We start from the raw sequence: 26,025 nt of genomic DNA, 5'->3' as shown, positions 1-26,025 counted from the left end.
ATGTTTTTGCCGATAAGAACGGCGGGTATTTTATCAGAAGACAGAGCTATTTTAGGAAAAGACCATGACGACCAAAAATTTACCGATTTATCAAATAGATGCCTTTAGCGACATGTTGTTTGCCGGTAATCCGGCGGCTGTTGTGCCGCTGTCGGCGTGGTTGTCTGATGATGTCATGCAGAAAATTGCGATGGAAAACAATCTGTCAGAAACTGCGTTTTTTGTGCCAATTGACGGCGACGGGGATGACGAAGCCGATTTTCATATTCGCTGGTTTACGCCAACGGTTGAAGTACCGCTTTGCGGGCATGCGACCCTTGCCAGTTCATTTGTAATTTTCAATCAGCTTGGGTTTTCCGGTGATCTTGTCCGTTTTCAAAGCAAAAGCGGCATTCTGACCGCACGCCGTGAAGGCGATGCAATTGTTTTGGACTTCCCGAAGCAGCAGATTGTCGCCCAACCAGTTCCCGACACCGTGATTGCAGCACTTGGCGGTGCGACGCCCGTGGAAACATTTGGGGTGAAAAGCCGCGATACCGACATGGTTGTTGTTTATGACAATGCCACGATTGTGCGGGAAATGAACCCGGATATGTCGATATTAGCCAAGCTTGCCGACCGTGGCGTGATTGTGACCGCGCCGGGTGATAAGACTGGGCTTGATATGGTGTCGCGCTATTTCTTGCCAGCCCTTGGCATCGATGAGGACCCGGTAACGGGCTATATGCATTGTGTGGTTGCGCCGTATTGGGCCGACAAGCTGGGTCGGGATGAGGTCGTCGGCCACCAGGCATCTGCACGCGGAGGTGTGGTGACCTGTAAGGTTTCGGGCGACCGCGTCCATCTAAAGGGCGAGGCGGTCTTGTACCTGAAAGGTGAAATTACCGTTCCGGCATAGAGCTCGGGCCGTGACAAAGATAAAATTTAAAAGACGGGCATCGCAACGGGTGCCCGTTTTTTGCTGGATTAAGGCCCGTTTTATCGCCTGTTTTACGGAAATTGCGCCTACCAAATAATCCGCATTGCGCTGGTTTCTGTCGGTTTTTTATTGACCACGGTATAGGGCTTTCGTCTAAGTAATGGGAAAATACAATGACTGTGGCAGGATCGCGTGGGTAAACGCGCCGGTCTGAAACCGCATATGGAACCGCAATGGTTTGCAATTACAGGGGAAGATAGATCGTGATCGAAAGTGTTGTCGCCAGTTCTGCAACACCGTTACAGATGTGGGTGGTTCTGGCCCTTGTTGCTGGATCGCTTATCTTATACGGGCTGGAGCGCATTTCGCTCGAACTGACCAGTATGGCGCTGATCGCGACCCTGTTGCTGTTTTTCAACTTCTTCCCGCTTCTTGATGCCGACGGCAACAATATGATGGGGCCAACAACCGTCATGTCCGGGTTTGCCAACCCGGCACTTCTGACGGTTCTGTCCTTGTTGGTGATCGGGCAGGGGATGGTTCTGACCGGCGGGGTAAGCTATATCGCTGGTCTGATTACCGAACATGGCGGCAAGCAGCCTGCGATTGCGATTTTTATTGGCCTGTTTGTTGTGATGTTGATGTCGGCATTCCTGAACAACACGCCGGTTGTGGTTATCTTCATCCCAATCATTCAGGCCCTTTCCGAACGTATTCAGCGATCGCCAAGTGCATTGATGATCCCGCTATCCTATGCGGCGATCCTTGGCGGGATGACGACGTTGATCGGGTCATCGACCAACCTTTTGGTATCGAGTTCCCTGATTGAGCTGGGCATGCCGCCACTTGAATTCTTTGAATTTACCGTGATCGGTAGTGTTCTTGCCTTGGTCGGATTTGGCTATGTTCTGTTTATTGCGCCCCGGCTTTTACCCGCCTTGGCCTCAATGAGCAGCAAGCTTGCAAACCCCGATAGCAGCGGCAAACAGTTTATTGCCCAGATAACGGTTGGCCCAGCCTCGCAAATGATCGGCACGCGCCCGATTGCCGGTTTTTTCAAAAACCTGCCCAACATTACCATTCAAATGATCGTGCGCCGCGAACATGCGGATTTGCCACCCTTCGAAGACGACATGGAAATTCAGGCGGGCGATGTTTTGGTGGTGGCCGCAACACGCAAAGCCCTGACCGAAGCGCTGCAAAAAGATCCAGGCTTGCTTCATGCCGATGCCGCGGCCCTTCATGACAGCGGGGGCGAAGCGCCGCAAAAAACAACCGAGCTTCTGGCCGAGGTCATGTTGCCACCCGGCTCGCGCCTTATTGGCTTTAATCTTGAGCAGATCGGCTTCCGTTATCAGTATAAATGCCTTGTCTTAGGTGTTCAGCGTCGATCCCGCATGATCCGCACCCAGATGACGGAAATCCGCCTCGAAGCCGGTGACGTCTTGCTGGTTCAGGGCAAGTCCGAAGATGTCGAAGCACTGCGCACCATTCGCGATGTTGTTTTGTTGGAATGGTCTACCCGTGCCTTGCCGCGTCCATTCCATGCGCGTCGCGCAGCCACGATTTTCCTTGGCGTGATCGCGCTGGCGGCAACGGGTGTCGTGCCGATCATGATTTCAAGCTTTATCGGGGCGGGGCTTATGATTGCGTCTGGGGCGCTTAACCTGCGTCAGGCGTCGCGCGCAATTGATCGCAAGATTGTTTTGATGGTTGCGGCAGCGTTGGCATTGGGCAATGCGTTGCAGATGACTGGTGGTGCTGAATTTGTTGCCGATCAGTTGCTTGCTGTGACCCGTGGGGCACCGGCACCTTTGATCTTGTCGCTGTTTTTCATCATTGTTGCGGTCTTTACCAACGTTTTGTCGAACAACGCGTGTGCGGTTCTGTTTACCCCGATTGGTATTGGTATGGCCCAGCAATTGGGCGTCCCGCCGCACGTGTTTGCGATTGCGGTGGTCATGGCGGCAAACTGTTCGTTTGCATCCCCTGTTGGCTACCAAACCAACTTGCTTGTCATGGGGCCGGGGCATTATCGCTTTATCGACTTCCTTAAGGCGGGAACGCCGCTGATTGTTGTGCTTTGGTTGACGTTCAGTCTTTTTGCTCCTTGGTACTATGATATCCCATTTTAAGTGACGCAGGCCTGTAATTGCAGGCGCAGCATACCGGCCGGATCAGCCATGCAAATTTGGCTGGTTCGATTGTGGTTATGACGTTTGACTTTTGCCCGTACCGCAATAGGATCGGGCGCCTAATTTGATCTGACATGATCTACGCAGATCGTTCTTTTTGCTCAGGAATGTTTTAGATGGCCCAAAATACTGAGAACGCCGCGAACGCCAAACCCGACCTTCGTCCAGCCAGCCCGAATTTTTCATCCGGTCCGTGCAAAAAGCGCCCCGGTTGGTCGGCTGACGCGCTTCAGACAGAGGTCCTTGGCCGTTCACATCGTTCCAAGTTGGGCAAGCAACGCATGGAAGAGGTCATTGACCGTTCCCGTGCGATTTTAAACCTGCCAGACGATTATTTGCTGGGCGTTGTGCCCGCATCTGATACCGGTGCAGTGGAAATGGCCTTGTGGTCAATGCTGGGCGCGCGTGGTGTTGATATGTTGGCATGGGAAAGCTTCGGCGCGACCTGGGTGACCGACGTTGTTAAGCAGCTTAAACTTGATGATGTGCGCACCCTTGATGCGGATTACGGCAAGTTGCCTGATTTGGGCGCCGTTAATTTTGACCGCGATGTTGTTTTCACCTGGAACGGCACGACCGCGGGTGTGCGCGTTCCCAATGGTGACTGGATTGCTGATGACCGCAAAGGTTTGACCATTTGCGATGCAACGTCGGCCATCTTCGCCATGGAACTGCCATGGGATAAGCTCGACGTTATCACCTATAGCTGGCAAAAAGTTCTGGGCGGCGAGGGCGGCCATGGCATCATCATCCTAAGCCCGCGTGCGGTTGAACGCCTTGAAAGCTACGTTCCGGCTTGGCCGATGCCGAAAGTTTTCCGCATGACCAAGGGCGGCAAGCTGATTGACGGTATTTTCCGTGGCGAAACCATCAACACCCCATCGATGCTGGTGGTCGAAGATGCGATTGACGCGCTGAAATGGGCCGAAGACATCGGTGGCCTTGATGGGCTGTTGAAACGGACTCGGGCAAACCGCGCGCATCTTGATGCGTGGTTGGCGACAAGTGATTGGGCTGCCGACCTGGCCGAACTGCCCGAAACGGCATCAAACACATCGATGTGCATTAAAATCGTCGATCCGTGGGCCTTGTCATTGTCCGACGATCAACAGGCTGCTTTGCCAAAACGTATTTCGCAGATGTTGGAAGCCGAAGAAATCGCGATGGATATCAATGGCTACCGCGATGCGCCAGCCGGTTTGCGCATCTGGGGTGGGGCAACCGTTGAGCCCGATGATGTTAAGGCGTTGCTGCCGTGGCTTGATTGGGCATATGCGACTGTCAAAGCCGAAATTCAGGCTGGCTAAGACGTCTTTCATACGTATTATTTGCGTTTTGGGACTTTTCCCCGTTGCCCTGTCCGGCACAAAGCGGTAGTAACCGCTACCGGATAGTGAGCCCTGACCGAAATCGAGATCAGGCTGCCATCAATTTGAATTTGCGCGCCCAGTCCGGAAAGCACACACAATGACCGAACTCGCCAGGAAAGCTCTTTTGCCCGCCGGCCTGCAGGATGTCCTGCCAGGAACCGCCGCCCGGGAAGCCGAAATCCGCGAAAAGCTGATGGCCAGTCTGGCACATGCGGGCTACGAGCGGGTCAAAACCCCGTTGGTCGAGTTCGAGGAAAGCCTTCTTGAAGGTGCTGCACCGGAACTTTCCACGCAGACATTCCGCCTTATGGATCCAGAATCGCGCCGCATGATGGGCGTGCGATCGGATATGACCCCGCAGGTCGGCCGAATTGCCGCAACCCGTTTGGTCGATGCACCGCGTCCATTACGTTTGTCGTATTCCGGCGATGTCTTGCGGATTAAGGGATCGCATCTGCGTCCGGAACGCCAATTCGCCCAAGTGGGTGCCGAATTGATTGGTGTTTCCAGTGCCGCGGCCGATACTGAAATTGTTCTTTTGGCCCTCGAAGCACTCGATAGCATCAATGTGCCGTTTGTTTCCGTCGATTTGAATTTGCCGACCTTGCCGGTGCGTCTGTTTGACGCCTTTGGCGTTAAGGGAGATGACCGCGAAGAACTGATCGAGGCGCTTGAACGTCGTGACGTTGCTGCCCTAAAGTCGATCAAAGGTCGGGTCACGGATGTTTTGGTCGCCTTGCTTGAGGCGGCTGGTCCGGCGCAAACCGCATTGCCGAAACTTAAAAAGCTTGAACTGCCACTAGGTGCATCCGACGAGCTTTATCGTCTGATTGACGTTGCGGAACGCATTCTGGCATCCGGACTTGATGCCGCCTTGACGATTGATCCGGTTGAAATGGCTGGTTTCCGTTATCAGACCGGCGTTAGCTTTACCTTGTTTGCCAAAAACGTTCGCGGTGAGATCGGCCGAGGTGGTCGTTATCGCGCCGGTGGGACGGCGGGCGAGGCGGCTACAGGTATGTCGCTTTATATGGATAGCATCCTGCGTGGTTTGCCCGATCGTGAAGCCACGCCGCGTGTTTATGTGCCGCTTGGCATTCCCCAGCGCGAAGCACGTCAGCTGCGTTTGGATGGTCACTATACGGTTGCGGCCCTTGAAGGGGCGGCAGAAGCAAAAACAGAAGATGGCGCACGCGATGAAGCGCGGCGCATGGGCTGTGATTATATTTATCTTGGTGGCAAAGTCGTGCCACTAAGCGCGTAATTTAACGAAATCTCTATCGCACAAGGAGTTTTGCGATGACCAATGTTGCCGTGATCGGATCCCAGTGGGGGGACGAAGGAAAAGGCAAGATCGTCGATTGGCTGTCAGAACGCGCCGACGTCGTTGTTCGTTTCCAGGGTGGTCACAACGCCGGTCATACTCTGGTGATTGACGGCACGACCTACAAACTCAGCCTTCTGCCGTCAGGCATCGTGCGTGAGAAAAAGCTGTCTGTGATCGGTAACGGTGTTGTTGTTGATCCGTGGGCGTTGCTTACGGAAATCAACCGCCTGAAAGAGCAGGGCGTTGATATTTCGCCTGAAAACCTGCGCGTGGCTGAAAATGCCTGCCTGATCTTGCCGTTGCATGGCAATCTTGATCGCGCACGCGAAGCTGCTGCATCTGGCGACAACAAGATCGGTACCACCGGTCGTGGCATCGGCCCGGCATACGAAGACCGCGTTGGTCGTCGTGCTATCCGGGTTGGTGATTTGGCAGATGTTGACCTGCTCGAAGCCAAGGTCGAAAACCTTCTGACCCACCATAATGCGCTTCTGCGCGGTTTGGGCCAGCCGGAAGTCGATGGTGCCGAGCTTCTTGACCAGCTCAAAGAAATCGCACCGAAAATCCTGCCGTTCTCTGACACGGTTTGGAAGTCGCTCAACCAGTTCAAAGAAGCTGGCAAACGTATCCTGTTTGAAGGTGCGCAAGGGACGATGCTTGACATCGACCACGGTACTTATCCGTTTGTGACCTCCTCAAACACGGTTTCGGGGCAGGCAGCAGCCGGTTCTGGCATGGGTCCATCGGGTGTTGGTTACGTTCTTGGTATCACCAAGGCATACACCACCCGCGTTGGCGAAGGTCCGTTCCCGTCCGAACTGTTTGACGAAGACGGTGTGCGTCTTGGTGAACGTGGGCATGAGTTTGGTGTTGTTACCGGGCGTAAACGCCGTTGTGGCTGGTTTGATGCGGCACTTGTCCGTCAGTCGGTCAAGGTTAACGGGATTACCGGCATTGCATTGACCAAGCTTGACGTTCTTGATGGGTTTGACGAAATCAAGATCTGCACGGGCTATGACATTGACGGCAAAATCTATGACCACTTGCCGGCAAACCAGCGTCTGCAGGCCAAAGCCAAGCCGGTTTACGAAACCATCGAAGGCTGGTCCGATACCACCATGGGTGCACGCAGCTGGGCCGATCTTCCGGCCGCTGCGATCAAATATGTTCGCCGTATCGAAGAACTGATCGAAGCGCCAGTGGCACTTCTGTCGACCAGCCCGGAACGTGATGACACCATTTTGGTGCATGATCCGTTCAGCGCCTAAATAACAATTTGTGCTCTGTACCGTAAAAGCCACCAGTGTTCTGGTGGCTTTTTGCGTTCTAAATGAATAGCTTGCCGGAAAATGTTGCCAAATGCGTGCGGTGTAACCGCTTGCGACGGTATGATATCATAAGTATCGTTTTATCAATCTTTTGAGGGTAAAGTAGACTGCGTCCTGTATGACAGGCGCAGGTGGTTGCGATCACCCCACTTAAGCAATGATAAAATTCGGTAATGAAATATCGGGATTATGGCAGAGCAAGCGGAAGATCAGGTGCAGGACGCTTCAAGTGATGCCGGGCAAGAACCAGAAATGGACAGGCCCGGTGGCGGTGCGCCTGCGCAAGAACCTGCAGCTGCATTCACAGAGCCTGCGGAGGATATCGGAACCGGTGGAAAAAGCCTTGAAATCGGTAATTTTCGGGTCTTCACCGATTTGCGTTTGCCAGAATTCGATATGGGGCACTGCAAGGCCTATGCCGCCGATAGCTTAAGCCGAAGCGACGGGCGTGTCTTTGCGCTTGTGACCGATCCTGTCTTGCCGACCCGATATGATTTGCTGCGGTTTCTCGCGGGCGTTCATATCGGTGGTCAGATTGACCTTCTGGATCACGACGTTGCTTACTGGCCGCCCTTTGGCCGTAAAACCATGGTGCTTTTCTATGAAAAGCCCAAAGGCGGACGCGTCATCATTGCGTCGGGCAAAAACCGCTCCATCGATGAACAAGACATCGCGTCGGTTGTTGTTGAACCCCTGATGAATGTATTGCAGGCGCTTTCGGAAAAGGGCCTGACGCATCGTTCCATCCGTGCGACCAACCTGTTCTTCGCCGATGCTGAAGGGGGTGCGGTTATCTTGGGCGATTGCGCATCTGGTCCCCCCGGTTTTGATCAGCCATTGGTATATGAAACGGCCGCGCGCATGGCGTCCGAGCCAGCAGGGCGCGGTGTTGGCACTTTGGCTGATGATCTTTATGCGCTTGGCATGACCCTTGCCGAACTGGGCATTGGGCGCCGACCATTGGCGAAAATGTCTGATCAGGAAATTATGGACATCAAGCTGTCCAAAGGATCATTTCAGGCCGTCGCATCGCAGGAAAAGCTGCCGCTTGTTTTGATTGAGCCGGTTCGTGGCTTGCTGAGTGACAATGCCGACGAGCGTTGGGGATTTAGCGAACTTCACGCTTGGCTTGATGGGCGCCGAACCAAGCCCCAGCAAGGCAATACCGAAAAGCGTGCGGCACGTTCGCAAAACATTTCCGGCAAGGATTATTATACCGTGCGCTCCTTGGCACAGGGGGTTTCAAAAAACTGGGTCAATGCGCTGGCACCGTTGCGCGATGGTTCGGTGGAAATTTGGTTGCGCCGAGGCCTTGGCGACAATGATCGGGCAAAAGCATTGTCGGATGCCATGCGGCAATTGCAATGGGGCGGATCGGATAAGCGTGCCGCCGAGGATGTCTTGATTGCCCGCTCGATTATTATTCTCGATCCCAAAGGGCCCATCCGATTTAAGGGCTTTTCCGCAATGATCGATGGGCTGGGTAATATGCTGTCTTATGATGTGCAGCATGGTCGCGGTCCGCAGCGTTTTTCCGATGTTGTTGCGCGCGAAATTCCGTCCTTCTGGTTTGGTCGCCAAGAAGGCTTTAATCCCGACATTCACAAGCTTCAGCAGGTTTATAAGAACCTGCGCTACTACGTTCAGCAAAAAAGTGCCGGGTACGGGTATGAGCGGTGCCTGTATTCGATGGTGCGCAATCAGCACTGTCTCAGTCCGATGATCGAAAAAGAATATGTTGTCGATATCGGGCAGCTGCTGCCAGCGCTTGAAAAATTTGCCGAAAACGCCGCCGATGAAAGTTGGCCCGTTGACCGTCACATCGCGGCCTTTATCGCTTCACGTCTTGAAGATGATGTTGAAGGCCAGCTGATGGCGATGCAAAACCCATCTGATGAAGTGGAATACAGTCGTGCCATCATCAGTATGCTGGCGATTGTGCAATGGCGCCACGGTCCGGATAATTTGCAAAATCTGTCGCACTGGGTTGCACGTTTGATGGAGCCGGCCGTAAAGGTCTTCCACAGCAAGGCGCGCCGTGAACGGATTGAAACCGAAATTCCCAAGCTGGCAAAGCGTGGCAATTTGGTTGAGCTTTACAACCTGATCAATGACGAGCAAGAACGCCGCAAGGACCAGTCGGAATTTGTCGAAGCGGTCGCGGAATATTCCGAGGCGGAAAGCGAAGTCTTTGATCTTGAATCTTCCGGCTCCGCCCGTCTTGAAATGGCTGAAACAGTCGGCCAGCAAGCCGCGGCATTTGCGTCAACAATGATCGCGCTTCTGACAGTCTCCGCACTGTTTTTGATGCATATGTTTTAAGGGATCGACATGGCACCACGGGGAAAAGGGAAAAAAACAAAAGGGCGGGGCGCATTTTCCGGTTTATCGATAATTGCGTCGGCGGTTTTGTTGTTTGTCGTGGCATTGCCAACGTTCGTGACGCTGGCGGTTGGCCTTTTGCCGTCTATGGCAGCGTTCATTTTTGATCGCAGTCCGGGGCGCATGATGGCGCGCTGTGTGTTCGGTCTGAATTTTTCGGGTGTCGCACCTTATCTTCTTGAGCTTTGGCAGCATGGCGCCCAATCGGTTGGTGGTGCAACCCAGCATGTTTTTCAGCCGCTTGCACTTTCCATTATGTATGGGGCGGCGGGCTTGGGATGGTTGATGTATCTTGCGATGCCGCCGATTATCGCAAATATCTTAAACCTGTCTGCGCAGCGCAGGATTTCCGAATTGCGCAAAAACCAGCGCAATCTGATTAAGACCTGGGGCGATAGCCTGATTAAGGAAGTCGACCGTTAAGGCAGCTCAGCCGTTTGCGATCGGTGCCTGCCTTGCCGCGATGTTATTTACCCACCATACGTGCAAAAAAAATGGCGGACACAGTGTCCGCCATAGTTTTGTTCTTGATGGGGAGTTATCATGAACAGGAAATACAGACCGCTTAGTGCGGCATATCCGTGTGGATCGACTTTCTGACTTTCTCAAACGCGCGCACTTCGATCTGACGAATACGTTCGCGCGAGATGCCATAGGCAACACTAAGATTCTCAAGCGTTACCGGGCTTTCAAGCAGACGGCGCTGGGTCAGGATATCACGTTCGCGTTCATTAAGGTTGGACATGGCACTTTTAAGCATATCCATGCGCTGAAGGAACTCTTCGCGCTTGCCATACGTGGTTTCCTGATCGTCCTCGTTGCTTTCGATCCAATCAAGCCATTCGCCTTCGCCTTCAACACGGACCGGCGCGTTAAGCGAGTGATCCGGCCCCGAAAGGCGGCGGTTCATCATGATGACTTCGTCTTCGGAAACGCTCAGCTTGGTGGCAATGAATTCGACCTGTTCAGGTTGCAGATCGCCTTCATCAATTGCCTGCATCTGGCTTTTGAGTTTACGAAGATTGAAGAATAATTTTTTCTGAGCTGCCGTGGTGCCCATTTTCACCAGCGACCAGGAATGCAGGATATATTCCTGAATTGCCGCGCGGATCCACCACATTGCATAGGTCGCAAGTCGGAAGCCCTTGTCAGGGTCAAAACGTTTGACCGATTGCAAAAGACCGACATTCCCCTCGGAGATTAGCTCATTGATCGGCAGGCCATATCCGCGGTAGCTCATCGCGATTTTGGCAACCAGCCGCAAATGGCTTGTAATCATCTTACCGGCAGCGATTTCATCATCGTTGTCACGGTAATCGCACGCGTATTGCGTTTCCTCTTCCGGTGTCAGCATTGGATACTGACGAATACGTTGCAGATATACAGTCAAACCATCTTGTGAAACCGTTGGAATTGCATTTCCCTGTTTCATTGAAGCCTCCCGTTACGCCCCGAAATGGTGTGGGGTATTCCTTACCACCACCAACAGGGTATACAGAGGTATTAGATCGCGTCAACAAAATTTAGACCATAAAGTCTAGTGTGATCTATCTATAGGTATAGTTCTAGGCTTCGAATCAGGTCTGCAAGGTCATCTGGGATGGGTGCTTGGGTGGAGATATATTGACCAGTGGTAGGGTGCAAAAACCCCAGAGTTCTGGCGTGTAGCGCCTGTTTGTTGAAGGTGTTCAGAAGCTGTTGCGTTTCAAAGTTGAACTTCTGTGAAACTTTATTCCTGCCGTAAACTGGATCACACACAAGGGAGTGGCCGATATGGCTCATATGCACGCGAATTTGATGTGTTCTTCCGGTTGCAAGGCGGCATTCGACAAGAGAAGCTAACGAGTCGTCGCGTTTTGCCAGCACCTTATACCGGGTAAGGGCATATTTCCCGCCAGATTTAAGGACCGTCATCTTCTTTCGGTTGCGCGGACTACGTCCGATATTGCCTTCGATCTCGCCTTCGCTTTGGCGCGGAACGCCCCAAACAAGCGCGATATAGGCACGGTCAATATTCTCTTTATCTTCGGAAAATAGGGTCGACAGGCCGCGATGCGCCACATCGTTCTTGGCGACAACCATCGCACCGCTGGTGTCTTTATCAAGGCGATGGACAATGCCGGGTCGTTTAACCCCGCCAATACCCGATAGGCTGTCTCCGCAATGGCCCAGAAGCGCATTGACCAAGGTTCCGCTTTCATTGCCCGCTGCCGGATGAACCACCATGCCAGCAGGCTTGTTGATCACCAGAAGGTCATCATCCTCATACAGGACATCAAGTTTGATATCTTCGGCTTCCGGGGTGGCGGGTTCCGCTGGCGGGATGGTCAGCACGAAACGATCGCCTTGTTTGACCTTGGCCGACATTTTCAGAACCGTTTGATCGTTCTGGACAAGGTGCCCATCTTCGATCAGGGATTTGATCCGGGATCGTGATTGATCCGGCCATGCGCCTGCAAGAACCTTATCAAGGCGCGCACCTTCGTCCGCAGCAGTTGCGGTATGGCTAAGGATCTCGGTCTGGTTGTCGGTTTCTTCGGTCATTTAACAATATATGTTGCTGTGCCATGCAAGGCGACATCGCAATGATGTCAGGGCAGGCGGGATACCTTTGGTTTCCCGGTTTTAGCGCGTCTGACCCGTAATGCAATCAAATGAAATGTGGATCATGGCTTTTAATCGCGCTTAATCGTCATCACAATCACCGATCAAGATCATCTTGTGAACTTGCAATTGCGCGGTCTTGGGGCTATGGCGTTGACATAATGTTTTGCATGATTGGCACCATCGGGCCGAAAATGTAGCAATCCCACAGTTTTATCGGTTGGAAATACGATGCGTGCAGTAAAGATTCTTGTCGCTTTTATGGGGCTTCTGATTGTTATCGGCATTGGTCTGGTGGCCTATGGCTTGTCGCTCGATAAAAATAAAACCGCCCCGCAAGAAACAGTTTCTGAACCTGCTGTGCCGTTGGCCGGTGGGGATGTGTCGCCGCAAACTGCGCCTGTTACCGTTTCTGAGCCACTTTCGGACTTTGGCGATATTTCGGTTGATATGGCCGCGGATGAACGCCTTGTTGGCTATTCCCGCCAGGGTAATCAAATCACGTTGCAGATCAATGCGGCAGACGACAGTACATCACGGCTTGTCATCGTCTCGATGGATCAGAAAAAAGTGCTGGGACGCGTCATCTTGGGGGCGCCTGCGCAGTAAGCTGGCACACGCGGCGGCTTAACGGGGAAATCACGCATGAAAGATCGGGGCAGCGAAAACAATGGTCAAAACCAAAACCAGATCGTTTTCTCTGCACGTCTGCATCAAGAAGTGCGTGACCTTGCCGCACTGCATTGGCCAGAAGAAGTTTGTGGCCTTCTGATCGCGTCCAAAGACAGCCCCAACCGCATTGGCCGGGTCGTTGTGGCACGCAATGTTGCCGATGATCCGCAAAAGACCTTTGAAATCGATCCACAAACCTTGTTCGATACGCACCGCGCAGTTCGAACCAGCAATGAGACGATTGTTGGCTGCTTCCACTCCCACCCGAATGGCAATGTTTTGCCGTCAAACACGGATCGCGAACGCGCCGACGAAGACGGGTTTTTATGGCTGATTATCGCCACAACGCATACCGGGGCCGGGGCGAGTGGCATGTATCGCATCGTGCATCAAACGTCGGACGTGCCAGATGACGGCGCAACCATCCGCTATTTTCAGCGCTGCAAACTGACCGAATAGGCGAAAGACGTCTTTGCAAACGTGCTGCGGGGCTTAGCGCGGTCCGCTATCCAGCAAATCATTTTCCGGAAGACGGAGTGACGTAACCGCGCAATCAAACACCTTCGCCATCGCAACGACGAGGGCTCTTTCAACCTTGCCCTGATCAGCCATTTTGAAAAGCACGGCGATTGCTTCGCGCACGGTAAACGGCTTTTTATAGGCACGGCGTTCAAGAAGCGCACCCATAATGTCGCAAATCGTCAAAATACGCGTGATGTCGGTGATTTCGTGTGCCGCAAGGGCGTCGGGATAGCCGCTGCCGTCGAGATACTCGTGATGATGCAACACGGCATCAAGGATATCGGGGTGCACGTTGCCTTGCCGGACAAGCTGCAAATAGCCGTCTTTGGGGTGGCGTTTGACGATGTCAAACTCTTCGCGGGTCAGTTTGCCGGTCTTGTCCAGAATGCTTGCGGGCGTCCAGACCTTGCCAATATCGTGCAACAGCCCAGCTTGGGTTAGCTTGGCAACATCTTCGATGTTCATACCGACCCCTTGGGCAAAGGCGCACGCAATCCCGGTTACCAGCAAGACGTGCTGGAACGTGGAATGATGGTACACGCGTACCGTATCAAGCCATTCCAGAACACCAAGATCGGCCACGGATTCCGCGATCTGTCGGCCGGTTTCACCAATCAGGTCAATATCAATCGGTTCTTGCTGGGCGGCTTGCTCAAAAATCTCGCGCATCGCCCGGGCAGCTGTTTCGATGATCGTCGTCGTCGATGGGGTGACAAAGCGGTGCGGGGTGCGCAATTCCTCAATCACGATGGCAAGGCCAATTTCGCTAAGCGGTTTGAGGATGGTTTTCTTCGCGCCAAGCGCACTTGCTTGTCGTTGGTTCTGGCGGTCGTTTTTGTTGACCGCAATGAAAATTTGGGTGTGTTGCTGGGCGACGTTACGAAACGCCCGAATTTTATCAACCGAGTGCGGGTTTTTAAGATCAATATCGGCCAACAGCAGGTCAATATCCGCCGGCACCGGCTTTCCTGGATCAAGAAAACAAACGTCAACGCCCATAACAGACGTTGGTAAATACCCGATTTGACTGCTCTCGCTGAGAACATGCAACGTCGTGCGTAACTTTGGTTCCATTTCGCACCCTGATTTCCCGTACCCCACAGCACCGTTTGCTATACGCGTAAAGGTGGAAAGGCAAGTGATTATGGGGCTCTTACGGGCTTGTGGGTGTTATTATTTCTACAATTCTATGCCTTTCGATAAGGCCGACTATACCGTTGGTAGTATCTTTGACGCCAATTGGACTCTCGGTTGAAAGTGATTTAGCGATAATATCCTCAAGGCGTTCGTTCTCATCGACGATATAATTCGGATCATGGGCCGGTAGGCCGTCCTCAATCGGGCGCATAATACTGCGCGCACGGATGACCCGCCCGCGGTTCACATCGCGCGTAAATGCCTCGACATAGGCGTCCGCTGGATGAAGGATGATTTCTTCGGGGCGACCAACCTGAACCAGTTTACCATCTTTCAGGATCGCGATCCGGTCACCAATTTTAAGTGCCTCATCTAGATCGTGGGTAATAAACACAATGGTTTTGTGAAGCTCCTCCTGAAGCTTCATCAACTCGTCCTGCATGTCACTACGAATAAGCGGATCAAGTGCTGAAAAAGCTTCATCCATCAACAAAACTTCTGGGTCGGTGGCAAGGGCGCGGGCCAGACCAACGCGCTGCTGCATGCCGCCCGACAGCTGGTCGGGGAATTTGCTTTCATACCCGGCCAAACCAACCCGCGAAATCCACTTGGCCGCAGCTTCTTGCCGTGTTGATCGGTCTACACCTTGAATTTCAAGGCCATAGGCAACGTTATCGATCACATTGCGATGGGGTAGCAGTCCGAAACGCTGAAACACCATGCCAAGACGTTTGCGTCGAAACGCATTTAAGGTTGGAATATCCATCGCCAGGATATCTTCGCCACCAAACGTCACTTGGCCCGCTGTCGGATCAATCAAACGATTAAGGTGGCGGATCAAGGTTGATTTACCCGATCCAGATAACCCCATCACGACAAAGGTTTCACCCTGTTCAATCGACAGCGAAACATCATGAAGCCCAACGGTATTTCCCGTTCGGGCAAGGATTTCGTCCTTGTTCACACCGCCCCTTGCCAACGAAAGGCCGGTGTCGGGGGTGGGGCCAAAGATTTTGAAAATATTGCGGATTTCGATATAGCTCATGACTTATCCTCCGCATGGCTGCGTTGGGATCGTTTGCCATATGCCTGTCCGATCCGGTCAAACACCACGGCCAGCAACACAATGGCAATCCCGGCTTCCATACCAGCCCCCACATCCAAGCGCTGAATACCCATCAAGACCTGCTCGCCAAGGCCACGCGCACCAATCATGGATGCGATCACCACCATTGAAATGGACATCATCGTCGTTTGATTAATGCCCGCCATAATATTCGGAAGGGCCAGGGGCAGTTGTACGCCAAACAGGATTTGTTTGCGGCTTGCGCCAAAGGACCGCGATGCTTCAAGGACTTCTTGATCAACAAGACGAATGCCCAAATCCGTCAAACGGATAAGAGGTGGTGCAGCATAAATTACCGTTGCCAAAATGGCGGGAACCTTACCCAACCCAAACAGCATCAGGGCAGGGATTAAGTAAACAAAGCTCGGCATGGTTTGCATGGTATCAAGGATCGGGAGCATCACGGCGCGAAGTCGGTTGGATATGGCCATGGCAATGCCGACCGGAACGCCAATAATGACCGCAAGTGATGTTGCAACAATCATCAGGGCCAAGGTCTGCATTGCCTTGTCCCAAAGACCAAGAACGCCAATGGCAAACATCGCAATCACAAGCCCCGTGGCCAGTTTCCAGTTTTTTGATGCGTGCCACGTAATCGCGGCAATCACGATCAAAACCACCCACCAAGGTGCGCCGCGCAATACTTGCTCCAGGGCGACCAAAACGGTCAGCAGACTGTCGGCAAAGGCCTCAAATCCAGCCCCATAATTGATCACCAGCCAATCAACAAACTGATTGACCCACTTGCCCAATGGCACATTCAATTGTTCTGGAAACATAATGGCGCTTTGCCCGATCTGCTCATTAAACCAACGAGCGTATAAGCCTACCAAGATCATGCCGCCCGCGCGACCGTAAATCGACCCGCCTCAAAGATGTCCTGCCAAAGTTGGTGACATCGCTGCGGTGCTGGTCAAAGGGCAGGGGTGTTTTAGGTGGCAGATAATCCACACAACCGCAAACAACGTATAATGATCTGATGTGGCGCGCCAAAGCGCTTCAAAGGCAAACGTCGTTGCCAAAAACGCTGCCACCAAATTGGGGCTATAGATGATTACGGTATTTTACGACGGCAAATGTGGCTTATGTGCCCGCGAAATTGATCACTATCGGACCATCGCACCAAGCGGTGTTTTCGATTGGCAGGATGTTACCGAAAGCGACGAAGCCCTTAAACAACAAGGCATTTCTGTTTCCCAGGCCTTGAAACTGCTTCATGCCAAAGACCAACAGGGGCAGATGCATATTGGTGTTGATGCCTTCATCCTGATCTGGTCGCAGTTAAAACGCTGGCGCATTTTGGCGGTATTCGTCCGTCTGCCGATCATTCGCCAGATCGCCAATTTCGCCTATCGAAAATTTGCCAATTGGCGTTTTAAACGCCTGACTCACTGTCAAATCGCCGCCCATCATCACACACCGTGAACATATTATGATGCGGCGCGTTACCCAAATACGGACATTAAAACGGAAAAGACGATTGAGAAAAAAATGGATTTTGACGATTGCGGGTATTTTGGTTGTTGTCGGTGTCAGTGCTGTTGCCGTGGGGCCGGTCATGAGTGATGTGGAAACGCCCGACTACGATGTGGTGTCGTCCGACGGCGCGTTTGAGGTGCGGCAATACCCGCCAATCATCATCGCAGAAGTCACCCTTGATGGATCGCGCAAAGACGCCATTGGCGATGGGTTCCGTTTGCTTGCCGATTACATTTTCGGCAATAACAAAGTCAAACAAGACATCGCGATGACCGCACCGGTGCAACAGCAAAAAAGCACCGAAATCGCCATGACCGCACCCGTGCAGCAACAATCTTCTGGCGATGAATGGACGGTCAGCTTTGTCATGCCATCAAAATACAGCATGGAAACGCTGCCAGACCCGGTCAATCAACGCGTCAGCCTAAAACAGGTGCCCGCCAAGAAGTATGTGGTCATCACCTTTGCTGGCACGACGTCTGATGAAAACGTTCAAGAACACGAAGAAAAGCTAAAAACCTATATCACCGACAACAGTTTGTCGGTATTCGGCCCACCCAAATATGCCTTCTATAACCCACCATGGACACTGCCGTCGATGCGCCGCAACGAGGTCATGATGGAGATACAGGACTAACCAAGCCGAAAGCCGTTGAAAATCATAGTTCTGCTGTGTCTACTTCAGCTTGAAACGGTTGCGGATGCCAAGCAGGATTAAAAAGAGCAGGGCAGAGGACAGCAGCGTCTGAAGGCCGAGTGCTGCTGACGTCAATGTCGGGATTGTGTCGCCATACAGGCAATCATATGCCTGCATAATAAGCGTGCGATCCGCTATCCCCGGAAACAAAAGTCCCTTGCCAATGGCCAACTGAATGGCAGAAACCCATTGCCAGCCTTCACCTTTGACGCATTGCAACGCAACCTTGTCCATCGACTGCTTGGCCGTAAGAAGGTATGATGTCGCGCTTAGGCCCACGATAAGAAGCCAGAACAGGAGCGGGCGCAGGATGGAGCGTCCATAATCCGAGGTGATCTGGAAAATCCCGCTCAGAATCCAATCCCAATGCCATCTTTTATCGACCAGCAGTCGTTTTGATCGCAGTTCCTCCGCAAAGAACTCAACCTCGTGCTTGTGGTCATGCCCCTGAATGGCAAGGCGTTTGAGCGCGCGATAATTTGCGATGACTGTGAAATCCGGATAATGCGAAGATTTCCGTTGCTTGATGACGGTGCTGTCAATGTGGACATCATCAAGCAACGGCGCTTCTTCGCAATGAGTTTGCCGGAAGTCGGGCACTTCTTTGAACCGTGCTCCACTCAGGTCAAAGGCTTGTTTGATTTGGGCCGAGTTAAAGGAGGCGTTCGTGTTAAACCGTGCATCTGAAAAACGGGTTGGCTTTTCAAAGCAGACGCTATTGAACTCCGCGTCGCGCTCAAAGGTCGCGCCATTGAACCACGCGACGTCCTTAAAGGTCGCGCTAACGAACCACGCGTGGCCGTTAAAGGTCGTGCTATCGAAATCCGCGTCGTGCTCAAAGGTCGCGCTGTTGAACCAAGCGACGTCTTTAAAGGTCGCGCTAATGAACCACGCGTGGCCGTTAAAGGTCGCGCTATCGAAATCCGCGTCGTGCTCAAAGGTCGCACTATCGAACTTCGCGACGCCCTCAAAGGTCGCGCTATTGAATCCCGCGACGCCTTTAAATTCCGCGCTATTGAAGTCCGCGTTGCCCTCAAAGGTCGCGCTATCGAAACGCCCCTCACCCTTAAAGGTCGCGCTATCGAAGTCCGCGTTGCCCTCAAAGGTCGCGCTATCGAAACGCGCCTTACCCATAAAGGTCGCAGCGTTCCATTCAGAGACGGATGGAAATAGCCAGCCTTGAAAAGAGGTCGCATCCGGAAAAAGGTGTGGCGTTTCTTTTGAGGAAAAGACGGCGCGGGCGTCTTCGAACCATTTCTGAGTTATCTCGTTTTGGGGGTGTTCGCCCCAAGGCGCAACATTGACATCCCACTCGCCTTTGTCCTCCAATGCCTTGCGTTCCGCCAGCATCTTTTGGGCCCAATCATTCCAGACCTCTTTGCCCTGTTTCCAAAGTGCGAGTGTTTCGTCCTGATTCATGTGGCTCCCCAATGCCATCGGCGGTCTATGCTATTTGTCTGACTAAACATGCCTTGGTTCTACTTTGCAATCGGCAATTGTGGCGGGCGTGTCCCCAAACGAAAACACCCCACAAGATTTCTCCTGCGGGGTGTTTGATTTTGTCTGATCAAGTTGAAACCTGATCGCGGTAACCGTGTGGATTACTCAGCCGCAGCGCGGGCTTCGTCGAGCCATTTGTCGAACGTTGCGCGATGACCTTTGATCCAGGCATCAGCGTGACGTGCGATGTCTTCGGCGGATTTTTCGCCGTTACGCATTGCAAGGTTTTCAGCCGAAATGTCGTTTGCCGACAGTTCCATAACTTCAAACAGTTTCGCAGCTGCCGGGTTTTCATCCGTCCATGCCTTGTTGGCAATGATGCGCTGGTTATTCACCTGGAAGCCATAGTTGCTGCCGTCCGGAAGGGCGGTGTCAGCGTCTTTGTTTTCACCCGGAAGCGATGAGAACGGAACCTGCAGCCAGGTTACGTCTTTACCCGGGACCAAAACGCCCGAAACCCAATACGGGGTCCAAGTGTAATACAGGATCGGTTCACCGGCTTTGTAACGGGTGATGGTGTCGGCGATGATTGCCGAGTACGTACCCTGATTGTGGGTTACGGTATCACGCAGACCATAGGCATCAAGGTGGTTTTCAATCACACCTTCACAACCCCAACCCGGGTTACAACCGGCCATATCGGCGGTGCCATCATCATTGGTATCAAACAGGGCTGCGATCTTTGGATCTTTAAGCTGTTCGATGTTGGTGATGTTGTATTTATCGGCGGTTTTTTTGTCGATCAGGTAACCCTGAAGCGCGCCCGGTGAATAAACACCTTTGCGATAGATTTTTTCATCGCCGCCAGCGGCTTTGTAGAAATCAGCGTGCAGCGGATCCCAGTGATCGGCCATAAAGGTCGCATCGCCGTTGCCAATGGCAACGTGGCCAGCAGCGTATTCGATTTCCTGGATGTCTTTAACGTCGTATCCCAGCTCTTCAAGAGCCTTCATGACCACGACGGTCTGGAAGGTTTCTTCGGCGATCGAGCTTTTCAGCGGCTGAACTTCAACGCCTTCACCCGGCATTTCGTTCGCATAAGCCGCACCGGTCAACAGCATTGAGCCGGTAACGGCAATCGCTGCACCAGTCGAAAGTTTTTTCAGGATCGTCATGAGCTTCTCCTCGTTGATTAGACATGGGGCACCAAGTGCACCCGTTCTTAGAACCGGTGGAACGATGAAATGTTCCACCGGCTATCTTATTGATTGTAATTATTTTTTCTTGAGTACGGACCGGATGACGCCAACAGGGCCAGCGTCATACCAATGGCGCGTACCTTTGGAACGTTGATCCTTGCCCAAAGCCTGGGTCATGCGATCAAGCACGATGGCCAGAAGGACAATGCCAACGCCACCAATGGTCGCAAGGCCCATATCAAGACGGCCGATACCACGCAGAACCATCTGACCAAGGCCACCAACCGCAATCATCGATGCGATCACAACCATGGAAAGGGCCAGCATCAGCGTCTGGTTCACACCGGCCATAATGGTCGGCATGGCAAGCGGCAGCTGTACACGGAACAGAAGCTGGTGCGGACTTGCACCAAATGATCGTGCAGCTTCGACCAAGTCACCCGGCACCTGGCGGATGCCCAGGATCGTCAAGCGGATCAGCGGCGGCAAGGCAAAGATGATGGTCACAACCACACCCGGCACGTTCCCGATACCAAACAGCATCACGATGGGGACAAGGTAAACGAAGGCAGGGGTCGTCTGCATGGCATCAAGGATCGGACGCACCGCGTTGGATGTGCGTTCGTTCCGCGCAAGCCAAATACCGGTCGGAAGACCAATGACAACGCAGAAGAATACCGATGTCAGAACCAGCGACAGGGTCACCATCGCCTCGGACCATGCGCCGATCAGGCCGACAACCGTCATGGAAATCAACGTACCAATTGCCAAGCGACGCCCGGCAAGCTGCCACGCAACAAGCGCCATGATAACGATGATCAGGATGGCTGGTGTGGCCTGCAAACCGGATTCAACCCCGGACAGAACCGCATCAATCGGCCAACGGATGGCCTGAAACACGCTACGGAAATTAGAAACAACCCAATCAAGGCCGTTATTGACCCAGATATCAAGCGGGATCAGGGCGTCGTGAAACGGATGAAGGATATCAAAATGGTGTTCCGGGGCAGGGGCCGTGTTCGAAAGCCAATCTGGCGTCGCCGCGGCATCGCCACCACCTGCGCCACCGGGGCCCGCTGCCGGTGCCGGTGCTGGGGCACTGGTTGCGGCATCGGGACTTGGTGTGGCGGAACCGCCGCCCCACGGATTGCTGGCAGCCGCGTCTGATCCGCTGCTTGCTGCGTCTTCGGCACCGGCCTGGCTGGCCTGGCCCCAAGGGTTACTGTTATCAGCCATTGGTGCCATCTCCTTCACGGTCGAGTGTTGCCAACAGGTTGGCTTTCTTGATCACGCCCATATATTTGCCGTTTTCACCAATCACCGGCACGCCGCACGGCGCATGCGCCACAGTTCCGATCAAATCGGAAAGCTGCGTGTCATGGGAAACAGGTTCAATATCAGGGATAAAGGCGGCAGAAAGTTTTTCCGCCCCGGCTTTGATCGCCGCGTCAACGGTTTCAACCGAAATCACGCCGTGGAAGTCAAGCTTGTCACCAACGATATAGGCAAAGTCGCGGTCTTCCTTGTTCAAACGGTTCAGCGCGGTTTTAAGGCCAACACCTTCGCGTTCGATCACGGTGACTTCGCGTTTGGACGCAATGTCTTTCGCACTCAGGATGGTGGAAACATCCACCCCGCGGAAGAACGATTTGACATAATCATTGGCCGGGTTGTTCAGAATTTCTTCTGGGGTGCCGACCTGCACGACAATGCCGCCTTCCATGATCGCGATGCGATCGCCGATCCGCATGGCTTCATCCAAATCGTGCGAGATAAAGATGATCGTGCGTTTATGTTCGCGCTGAAGTGTCAGGAGTTCATCCTGCATTTCGGTGCGGATCAATGGATCAAGTGCAGAAAACGCTTCATCCATCAGCATCACGGCCGGGTCGTTGGCCAATGCACGGGCAAGACCAACACGCTGCTGCATGCCGCCCGACAATTCGTCGGGGTAGGAATGTGCGTGCGCAGGCAGTCCGACCTGTTCGAGGGCGACCAAGGCACGCTTGTGGCGTTCTTCTTCGTCCATGCCGGCCAATTCAAGGCCAAAGGATGCGTTATCAATCACAGAAAGATGGGGCATCAGTGCAAAGGACTGGAAGACCATCGCCATATCGCGGCGGCGCAGATCGCGCAGTTCTTCGTCTGACATGGCGGCGATATCAACGCCGTCATACAAAACCTGACCAGATGTCGGTTCGATAAGGCGGTTCAACAGTCGCACCAAGGTCGATTTGCCAGAACCCGAAAGCCCCATAACGACAAATATTTCGCCCTCTTTAACGGTAAAGTTTGCACCGCAGACGCCAACGGTTTGTCCCGTTTTGTCAAAGATTTCGTCTTTGTCGACGCCATTGTTGATCATTTGCATTGCTTGATCAGGTCGGTCGCCAAAGACTTTGTATAGGTCTTTTACAACGATTTTTTCGGTCATGAGCCCTTGTCGATTCTTAGCGATAAACGATTCACTTCGCGCAAGCAAAGCTGCCTTCGCGCGGCAAAAAACGTTCATCTATTTTAATGTCAATACCGGTGAGATGGGGCGGAATGCCCCGAAGGTTTCCCTGAGTACTTTTTAATTTGCGGAGCGAATGATTACAGGTCAAAACATTTGATGTCAAATGATGATTGCGCTAAGGTCCGGCCAACTCTGAAAAAAGGTGGGTGGTTACATGGGCGAGCAAAAACAAAAAAAGCGCGAGTTTCTGGACATTTTAGTGGCTTTGCGGCAAATCATTCGCGCAACCGATCTTCATTCAAAACATGTTATGAAGGTTTGTGGTCTTACGGTTCCCCAGCTTGTTGTTCTGCTGGCGATTGAGGAACTTGGTGCCGTAACAGTACGTCAGATTTCAAAGCATGTTTCGCTAAGTCAGGCGACGGTCACCACGATCCTGAACCGCCTAGAAGACCGCAATTTTGTTAAACGCACCCGCAACACCACCGACAAGCGCGTGGTAAACAGTTGCCTGACCGATAAGGGGCGCGCTGTTCTTGTTGATACGCCGCCTTTGATGGATGGGCATTTTATGTTGCGCTATGAAAAACTTGATTCTGCAAAGCGCGCCGAAATCCTTGAAGCCCTTCAAGAGGTCGCCAATCTGATGGCCCCCGAAGAAGGTACCCCAATCCCACCGACAGATGACGGTGAATTGACGCCGCTGCTTTAGGTTCGTTTCAATGGTTGTGCGGGCCGAAGTTTAAGCAGGTGTCGTCATAAAAAAGGCGCAGGTATTTCACTGCGCCTTTGGTCTTAAAGTTGTTTTTTATCAATGCGTTTAAAGCGCGCTTTCAACGTTTTTCGCAACGTTTTCTGGCACCCATGATTTCCAGACTTCTGGTTTCTGCTTCAGGAAATAGCGCGCCGCATCTTCCGGCTTTTCTTCATTTTCCTGCATATAGGCCAGCATTTCCGAAACAAGCGCATTGCTGGTTTCGTACTTGGTCAGAAACTTGATCAGGTTTGGTGCAGCTTTTTTGAAGTCGTTATTCACCCCGATCGTCACCGTGCTTTGCGGCGAAGCCGTTGCCTTGGTTGGGTTGTCTTCGGCTTTCAGCGCGTCAAAGATTTCCTTGTCATAGGCCGGTTCTTCAAGGCGCGTGCTGTCATACAGACCCATCACCCATGTCGGCCCCCAATAGTAATAAAGGATCGGTTTGCCGCGTTTATGCGCCGATGCGATGGCGGCCGAAAGTGCGGCCCCGGTTCCGGGGCGGAAATTGGTGTAACTGTCATTTAGGCCATAGGCCGCCAATTTACCCGAATTGACCTTTTCACAGACCCAGCCTGATGGGCAGTTGTAAAAACGACCTTTGCCAGGTTCTTCGGCGTCTTCGAATAGCTCGACATATTTGGGCAGATCATCGACAGATTTAAGGTCAGGTGCCATCGGCTCAATGCCGCGTTCTGCATCGCCTTTAATGACATAGCTTGGCACGTACCAGCCTTCAACAGCATCGTCAAAGTTGACGCCGATCTGACTGACATTCCCCGATTCTTCGGCCTTTGTCCACGCTTCGGCGATATTGTCGCGCCACAGTTCCATGACGACGTCAATGTCGCCTTTGCCGGTCCCGGTCAAAAGCGGAACAACCTCGCCAGGCAGGGCGTCGGTTTTACAGCCATAGCCGTTTTCGATGATAAAGCGTGCGACAGCGTTATGGAACAGCGCACTGTCATAGTTCAGCCCGGCGAACATCACCGGACGGTCGATTTCACAAGATGCGTCTTGGGCCTGTGCTGTTGATGTGAATGTCGTAAATGCGAGGCCAGCGGCCATCAGCATTGCGGCTCCGGTAGGCAGGGTGGTCATGTTTCTTGTCCCTTCGTGTTTGCGGTCCGGAATCGCATCAAATGCAATGTCTTGCGGCGATGTGCCGCGCGGCTTGGTGTTTTAAAATGTAAATTTAAGCCAGACCTTACCCCTGATACAGGTGTGCTAAGTTTAACCGCGGGTATAAAAGTGATGCAACCCTGAGTCATAAAATCCATCAAGGTGAAGATTTTTTGGTGTGTTTAGGCTGCTTGGTTGGTTATCGCAGAATGCTCCTGACAGGTACGGCAGGAGGTGTCAGTTGGATGTTATTTTTTGCGCCGATAATTCCGTGAAATTATCGGGCGTTGTCGTTATGTTGGGCAAAACACACCGATGGGGCCAGCCATGATGCATAACAGTCTGTTCGTTTTTGATATCGAAACCGTGCCCGATATTGACGTCTTGCCACAATTAACCGGGGAAACCGCACCGGACCCGGAAACCGGGCGCAAGATGCTCGAAGACTATCATCTTGAGGTCACCAACGGCCGCAATGGCTTTGCCCGGCAGCCCTTTCACAAAATTGTTGCCATCAGTTTCCTGCGCGCGACCATTCAGCGCGATGACAATTGTGAAATGTACGAAATCGAAGAACTGCGATCGGGTGGGGACCTCACGACCGAGGAAAAAGATCTGGTCAACGGGTTCTTTTCGTATTGCGGCAAGCTGTTCCCGCGTTTGGTCAGTTTCAATGGCCGAGGGTTTGATATTCCGGTGTTGAAATACCGGGCCATGAAACACGGTGTCAGCGCACGCTGGCTGCATCAATCGGCCAATAAGTGGGAAAATTACACGTCGCGCTATGCGCCGAACTGGCATTGTGATTTGGCCGAAGTCCTTTCTGATTACGGGGCGTCGGCGCGCACCAAAATGAACGAAGTTTGTGCGGCCCTTGATTTGCCTGGAAAAACCGGGGTCGATGGCAGCAAGGTCTCGGACATGTTCGATAATGGCGAGATTGATGGCATTCGCCGGTATTGCGAAACCGACGTGCTTAATACCTATCTTTTGTATTTGCGCCACGCCCTGCATACCGGGCTCACCGATCATGATGGTTATAATCATGCGATCAATCTGACCGTTGCATGGCTTGAAGAACGCGCGGGCGAAATTCCCGCCTATCAGGAATTCCTTGATGCGTGGCGCACGTCAAGCGGTGGCTCTTTTAACGTCCTTTAGGCGATCAGGTCACAGCAGGTTGGCGCGTTCTTAAAAGTGAACTGCGTCACACCTGCGGTTTAATTTGAACAAAACAATGTTGAACAAAGCGGCGAGGTCGGTTTACCTGCTTGTTGCGGGTGCAAATGATTTG

General features: G+C 52.8%; 23 protein-coding genes. 13 read left to right on the top strand and 10 right to left on the bottom strand.

The window, feature by feature from the left end; all coding sequences use genetic code 11:
• Positions 1 to 64: 64 nt before the first annotated feature.
• From HCZ99_RS12885 to HCZ99_RS12855, 7 genes are all read left to right on the top strand, one after another.
• Positions 65 to 898 carry a PhzF family phenazine biosynthesis protein gene (locus tag HCZ99_RS12885; RefSeq protein ID WP_167447362.1) on the top strand — a complete coding sequence of 278 codons (834 nt, stop codon included), beginning with the start codon at positions 65 to 67 and terminating at the stop codon, positions 896 to 898.
• 284 nt (positions 899 to 1,182) lie between these two features.
• Positions 1,183 to 3,054, top strand: coding sequence for an SLC13 family permease (locus HCZ99_RS12880; protein ID WP_167447361.1), 1,872 nt, complete (start codon positions 1,183 to 1,185; stop codon positions 3,052 to 3,054).
• Positions 3,055 to 3,230: 176 nt separating this feature from the next.
• Positions 3,231 to 4,421, top strand: coding sequence for a phosphoserine transaminase (locus HCZ99_RS12875; RefSeq protein WP_167447360.1), 1,191 nt, complete (start codon positions 3,231 to 3,233; stop codon positions 4,419 to 4,421).
• 160 nt (positions 4,422 to 4,581) lie between these two features.
• The gene (locus HCZ99_RS12870; RefSeq protein WP_167447359.1) at positions 4,582 to 5,748 is read left to right on the top strand and encodes an ATP phosphoribosyltransferase regulatory subunit; all 1,167 of its coding nucleotides are present in this window, start codon (positions 4,582 to 4,584) and stop codon (positions 5,746 to 5,748) included.
• A 35-nt stretch (positions 5,749 to 5,783) separates the two neighbouring features.
• Positions 5,784 to 7,079 (top strand): adenylosuccinate synthase, encoded by a 1,296-nt coding sequence (locus HCZ99_RS12865; RefSeq protein WP_167447358.1) that lies wholly within the window; start codon positions 5,784 to 5,786, stop codon positions 7,077 to 7,079.
• Positions 7,080 to 7,328: 249 nt separating this feature from the next.
• The gene (locus HCZ99_RS12860; RefSeq protein WP_167447357.1) at positions 7,329 to 9,461 is read left to right on the top strand and encodes a serine/threonine-protein kinase; all 2,133 of its coding nucleotides are present in this window, start codon (positions 7,329 to 7,331) and stop codon (positions 9,459 to 9,461) included.
• 147 nt (positions 9,462 to 9,608) lie between these two features.
• Positions 9,609 to 9,944 carry a hypothetical protein gene (locus HCZ99_RS12855; RefSeq protein WP_254869591.1) on the top strand — a complete coding sequence of 112 codons (336 nt, stop codon included), beginning with the start codon at positions 9,609 to 9,611 and terminating at the stop codon, positions 9,942 to 9,944.
• Between the two features lie 142 nt (positions 9,945 to 10,086).
• Here the strand turns inward: HCZ99_RS12855 and rpoH are convergent, their stop codons facing one another.
• Positions 10,087 to 10,953, bottom strand: coding sequence for an RNA polymerase sigma factor RpoH (rpoH, locus tag HCZ99_RS12850; RefSeq protein ID WP_167447355.1), 867 nt, complete (start codon positions 10,951 to 10,953; stop codon positions 10,087 to 10,089).
• A 119-nt stretch (positions 10,954 to 11,072) separates the two neighbouring features.
• The gene (locus HCZ99_RS12845) at positions 11,073 to 12,065 is read right to left on the bottom strand and encodes an RluA family pseudouridine synthase (protein ID WP_167447354.1); all 993 of its coding nucleotides are present in this window, start codon (positions 12,063 to 12,065) and stop codon (positions 11,073 to 11,075) included.
• 291 nt (positions 12,066 to 12,356) lie between these two features.
• On the opposite strand from HCZ99_RS12845, the gene HCZ99_RS12840 reads away from it, so the two are divergent.
• Together HCZ99_RS12840 and HCZ99_RS12835 are read left to right on the top strand one after the other, a co-directional pair.
• On the top strand, positions 12,357 to 12,734 hold the full coding sequence (locus tag HCZ99_RS12840; protein ID WP_167447353.1) for a hypothetical protein: 378 nt from the start codon (positions 12,357 to 12,359) through the stop codon (positions 12,732 to 12,734).
• A gap of 36 nt (positions 12,735 to 12,770) precedes the next feature.
• Positions 12,771 to 13,256 (top strand): Mov34/MPN/PAD-1 family protein, encoded by a 486-nt coding sequence (locus HCZ99_RS12835; protein ID WP_167447352.1) that lies wholly within the window; start codon positions 12,771 to 12,773, stop codon positions 13,254 to 13,256.
• A gap of 33 nt (positions 13,257 to 13,289) precedes the next feature.
• Here HCZ99_RS12835 and HCZ99_RS12830 read toward each other — a convergent pair whose 3' ends face one another.
• From HCZ99_RS12830 to HCZ99_RS12820, 3 genes are all read right to left on the bottom strand, one after another.
• A complete protein-coding gene (locus HCZ99_RS12830; RefSeq protein WP_167447351.1) occupies positions 13,290 to 14,393 on the bottom strand; it encodes an HD-GYP domain-containing protein in 1,104 nt (367 codons plus the stop codon).
• A gap of 79 nt (positions 14,394 to 14,472) precedes the next feature.
• Positions 14,473 to 15,501, bottom strand: a complete 1,029-nt coding sequence (locus tag HCZ99_RS12825; RefSeq protein WP_167447350.1) for a quaternary amine ABC transporter ATP-binding protein — start codon at positions 15,499 to 15,501, stop codon at positions 14,473 to 14,475.
• Positions 15,498 to 16,361, bottom strand: a complete 864-nt coding sequence (locus tag HCZ99_RS12820) for an ABC transporter permease (protein WP_167447349.1) — start codon at positions 16,359 to 16,361, stop codon at positions 15,498 to 15,500. The genes HCZ99_RS12825 and HCZ99_RS12820 overlap by 4 nt, the downstream gene beginning before the upstream one ends.
• A gap of 271 nt (positions 16,362 to 16,632) precedes the next feature.
• Between HCZ99_RS12820 and HCZ99_RS12815 the strand changes: the two genes are divergently transcribed.
• Positions 16,633 to 17,007, top strand: coding sequence for a thiol-disulfide oxidoreductase DCC family protein (locus HCZ99_RS12815; RefSeq protein WP_167447348.1), 375 nt, complete (start codon positions 16,633 to 16,635; stop codon positions 17,005 to 17,007).
• Between the two features lie 55 nt (positions 17,008 to 17,062).
• Positions 17,063 to 17,698: an SOUL family heme-binding protein gene (locus HCZ99_RS12810; protein WP_217701492.1), complete on the top strand. Its 636-nt coding sequence runs from the start codon at positions 17,063 to 17,065 to the stop codon at positions 17,696 to 17,698.
• Positions 17,699 to 17,737: 39 nt separating this feature from the next.
• Here HCZ99_RS12810 and HCZ99_RS12805 read toward each other — a convergent pair whose 3' ends face one another.
• From HCZ99_RS12805 to proV, 4 genes are all read right to left on the bottom strand, one after another.
• Positions 17,738 to 19,177, bottom strand: a complete 1,440-nt coding sequence (locus HCZ99_RS12805; RefSeq protein ID WP_167447347.1) for a pentapeptide repeat-containing protein — start codon at positions 19,175 to 19,177, stop codon at positions 17,738 to 17,740.
• Positions 19,178 to 19,359: 182 nt separating this feature from the next.
• On the bottom strand, positions 19,360 to 20,373 hold the full coding sequence (gene proX / locus HCZ99_RS12800) for a glycine betaine/L-proline ABC transporter substrate-binding protein ProX (protein ID WP_167447346.1): 1,014 nt from the start codon (positions 20,371 to 20,373) through the stop codon (positions 19,360 to 19,362).
• Between the two features lie 99 nt (positions 20,374 to 20,472).
• On the bottom strand, positions 20,473 to 21,633 hold the full coding sequence (gene proW, locus HCZ99_RS12795) for a glycine betaine/L-proline ABC transporter permease ProW (RefSeq protein WP_167447345.1): 1,161 nt from the start codon (positions 21,631 to 21,633) through the stop codon (positions 20,473 to 20,475).
• Positions 21,626 to 22,831, bottom strand: a complete 1,206-nt coding sequence (proV, locus tag HCZ99_RS12790; protein WP_167447344.1) for a glycine betaine/L-proline ABC transporter ATP-binding protein ProV — start codon at positions 22,829 to 22,831, stop codon at positions 21,626 to 21,628. The genes proW and proV overlap by 8 nt, the downstream gene beginning before the upstream one ends.
• Before the next feature lie 238 nt (positions 22,832 to 23,069).
• On the opposite strand from proV, the gene HCZ99_RS12785 reads away from it, so the two are divergent.
• Positions 23,070 to 23,567, top strand: a complete 498-nt coding sequence (locus HCZ99_RS12785) for a MarR family winged helix-turn-helix transcriptional regulator (protein ID WP_167447343.1) — start codon at positions 23,070 to 23,072, stop codon at positions 23,565 to 23,567.
• Between the two features lie 108 nt (positions 23,568 to 23,675).
• Here the strand turns inward: HCZ99_RS12785 and HCZ99_RS12780 are convergent, their stop codons facing one another.
• Positions 23,676 to 24,710, bottom strand: coding sequence for an ABC transporter substrate-binding protein (locus tag HCZ99_RS12780; protein ID WP_167447342.1), 1,035 nt, complete (start codon positions 24,708 to 24,710; stop codon positions 23,676 to 23,678).
• A gap of 348 nt (positions 24,711 to 25,058) precedes the next feature.
• On the opposite strand from HCZ99_RS12780, the gene HCZ99_RS12775 reads away from it, so the two are divergent.
• Positions 25,059 to 25,892: a 3'-5' exonuclease gene (locus tag HCZ99_RS12775; RefSeq protein WP_217701491.1), complete on the top strand. Its 834-nt coding sequence runs from the start codon at positions 25,059 to 25,061 to the stop codon at positions 25,890 to 25,892.
• The last annotated feature ends 133 nt before the right edge of the window (positions 25,893 to 26,025 follow it).

Source organism: Thalassospira lucentensis (assembly GCF_011806425.1).
Taxonomy (GTDB): domain Bacteria; phylum Pseudomonadota; class Alphaproteobacteria; order Rhodospirillales; family Thalassospiraceae; genus Thalassospira; species Thalassospira lucentensis_B.
Note: the sequence above shows the minus strand (reverse complement) of the source record. Positions and strands in the feature narration are given on the sequence as shown.

Excerpts from the sequence above, each read along its gene's own strand:
- HCZ99_RS12780 (WP_167447342.1), bottom strand. The coding sequence starts at position 24,710 with ATGACCACCCTGCCTACCGGAGCCGCAATGCTGATGGCCGCTGGCCTC.
- HCZ99_RS12820 (WP_167447349.1), bottom strand. The coding sequence starts at position 16,361 with ATGTTTCCAGAACAATTGAATGTGCCATTGGGCAAGTGGGTCAATCAG.
- proX (WP_167447346.1), bottom strand. The coding sequence starts at position 20,373 with ATGACGATCCTGAAAAAACTTTCGACTGGTGCAGCGATTGCCGTTACC.
- rpoH (WP_167447355.1), bottom strand. The coding sequence starts at position 10,953 with ATGAAACAGGGAAATGCAATTCCAACGGTTTCACAAGATGGTTTGACT.
- HCZ99_RS12805 (WP_167447347.1), bottom strand. The coding sequence starts at position 19,177 with ATGAATCAGGACGAAACACTCGCACTTTGGAAACAGGGCAAAGAGGTC.
- HCZ99_RS12825 (WP_167447350.1), bottom strand. The coding sequence starts at position 15,501 with ATGAGCTATATCGAAATCCGCAATATTTTCAAAATCTTTGGCCCCACC.
- HCZ99_RS12840 (WP_167447353.1), top strand. The coding sequence starts at position 12,357 with ATGCGTGCAGTAAAGATTCTTGTCGCTTTTATGGGGCTTCTGATTGTT.
- HCZ99_RS12835 (WP_167447352.1), top strand. The coding sequence starts at position 12,771 with ATGAAAGATCGGGGCAGCGAAAACAATGGTCAAAACCAAAACCAGATC.
- HCZ99_RS12875 (WP_167447360.1), top strand. The coding sequence starts at position 3,231 with ATGGCCCAAAATACTGAGAACGCCGCGAACGCCAAACCCGACCTTCGT.
- proV (WP_167447344.1), bottom strand. The coding sequence starts at position 22,831 with ATGACCGAAAAAATCGTTGTAAAAGACCTATACAAAGTCTTTGGCGAC.
- HCZ99_RS12865 (WP_167447358.1), top strand. The coding sequence starts at position 5,784 with ATGACCAATGTTGCCGTGATCGGATCCCAGTGGGGGGACGAAGGAAAA.
- HCZ99_RS12860 (WP_167447357.1), top strand. The coding sequence starts at position 7,329 with ATGGCAGAGCAAGCGGAAGATCAGGTGCAGGACGCTTCAAGTGATGCC.
- HCZ99_RS12885 (WP_167447362.1), top strand. The coding sequence starts at position 65 with ATGACGACCAAAAATTTACCGATTTATCAAATAGATGCCTTTAGCGAC.
- HCZ99_RS12845 (WP_167447354.1), bottom strand. The coding sequence starts at position 12,065 with ATGACCGAAGAAACCGACAACCAGACCGAGATCCTTAGCCATACCGCA.
- HCZ99_RS12830 (WP_167447351.1), bottom strand. The coding sequence starts at position 14,393 with ATGGAACCAAAGTTACGCACGACGTTGCATGTTCTCAGCGAGAGCAGT.
- HCZ99_RS12785 (WP_167447343.1), top strand. The coding sequence starts at position 23,070 with ATGGGCGAGCAAAAACAAAAAAAGCGCGAGTTTCTGGACATTTTAGTG.
- HCZ99_RS12775 (WP_217701491.1), top strand. The coding sequence starts at position 25,059 with ATGATGCATAACAGTCTGTTCGTTTTTGATATCGAAACCGTGCCCGAT.
- HCZ99_RS12870 (WP_167447359.1), top strand. The coding sequence starts at position 4,582 with ATGACCGAACTCGCCAGGAAAGCTCTTTTGCCCGCCGGCCTGCAGGAT.
- proW (WP_167447345.1), bottom strand. The coding sequence starts at position 21,633 with ATGGCTGATAACAGTAACCCTTGGGGCCAGGCCAGCCAGGCCGGTGCC.
- HCZ99_RS12815 (WP_167447348.1), top strand. The coding sequence starts at position 16,633 with ATGATTACGGTATTTTACGACGGCAAATGTGGCTTATGTGCCCGCGAA.
- HCZ99_RS12855 (WP_254869591.1), top strand. The coding sequence starts at position 9,609 with ATGGCAGCGTTCATTTTTGATCGCAGTCCGGGGCGCATGATGGCGCGC.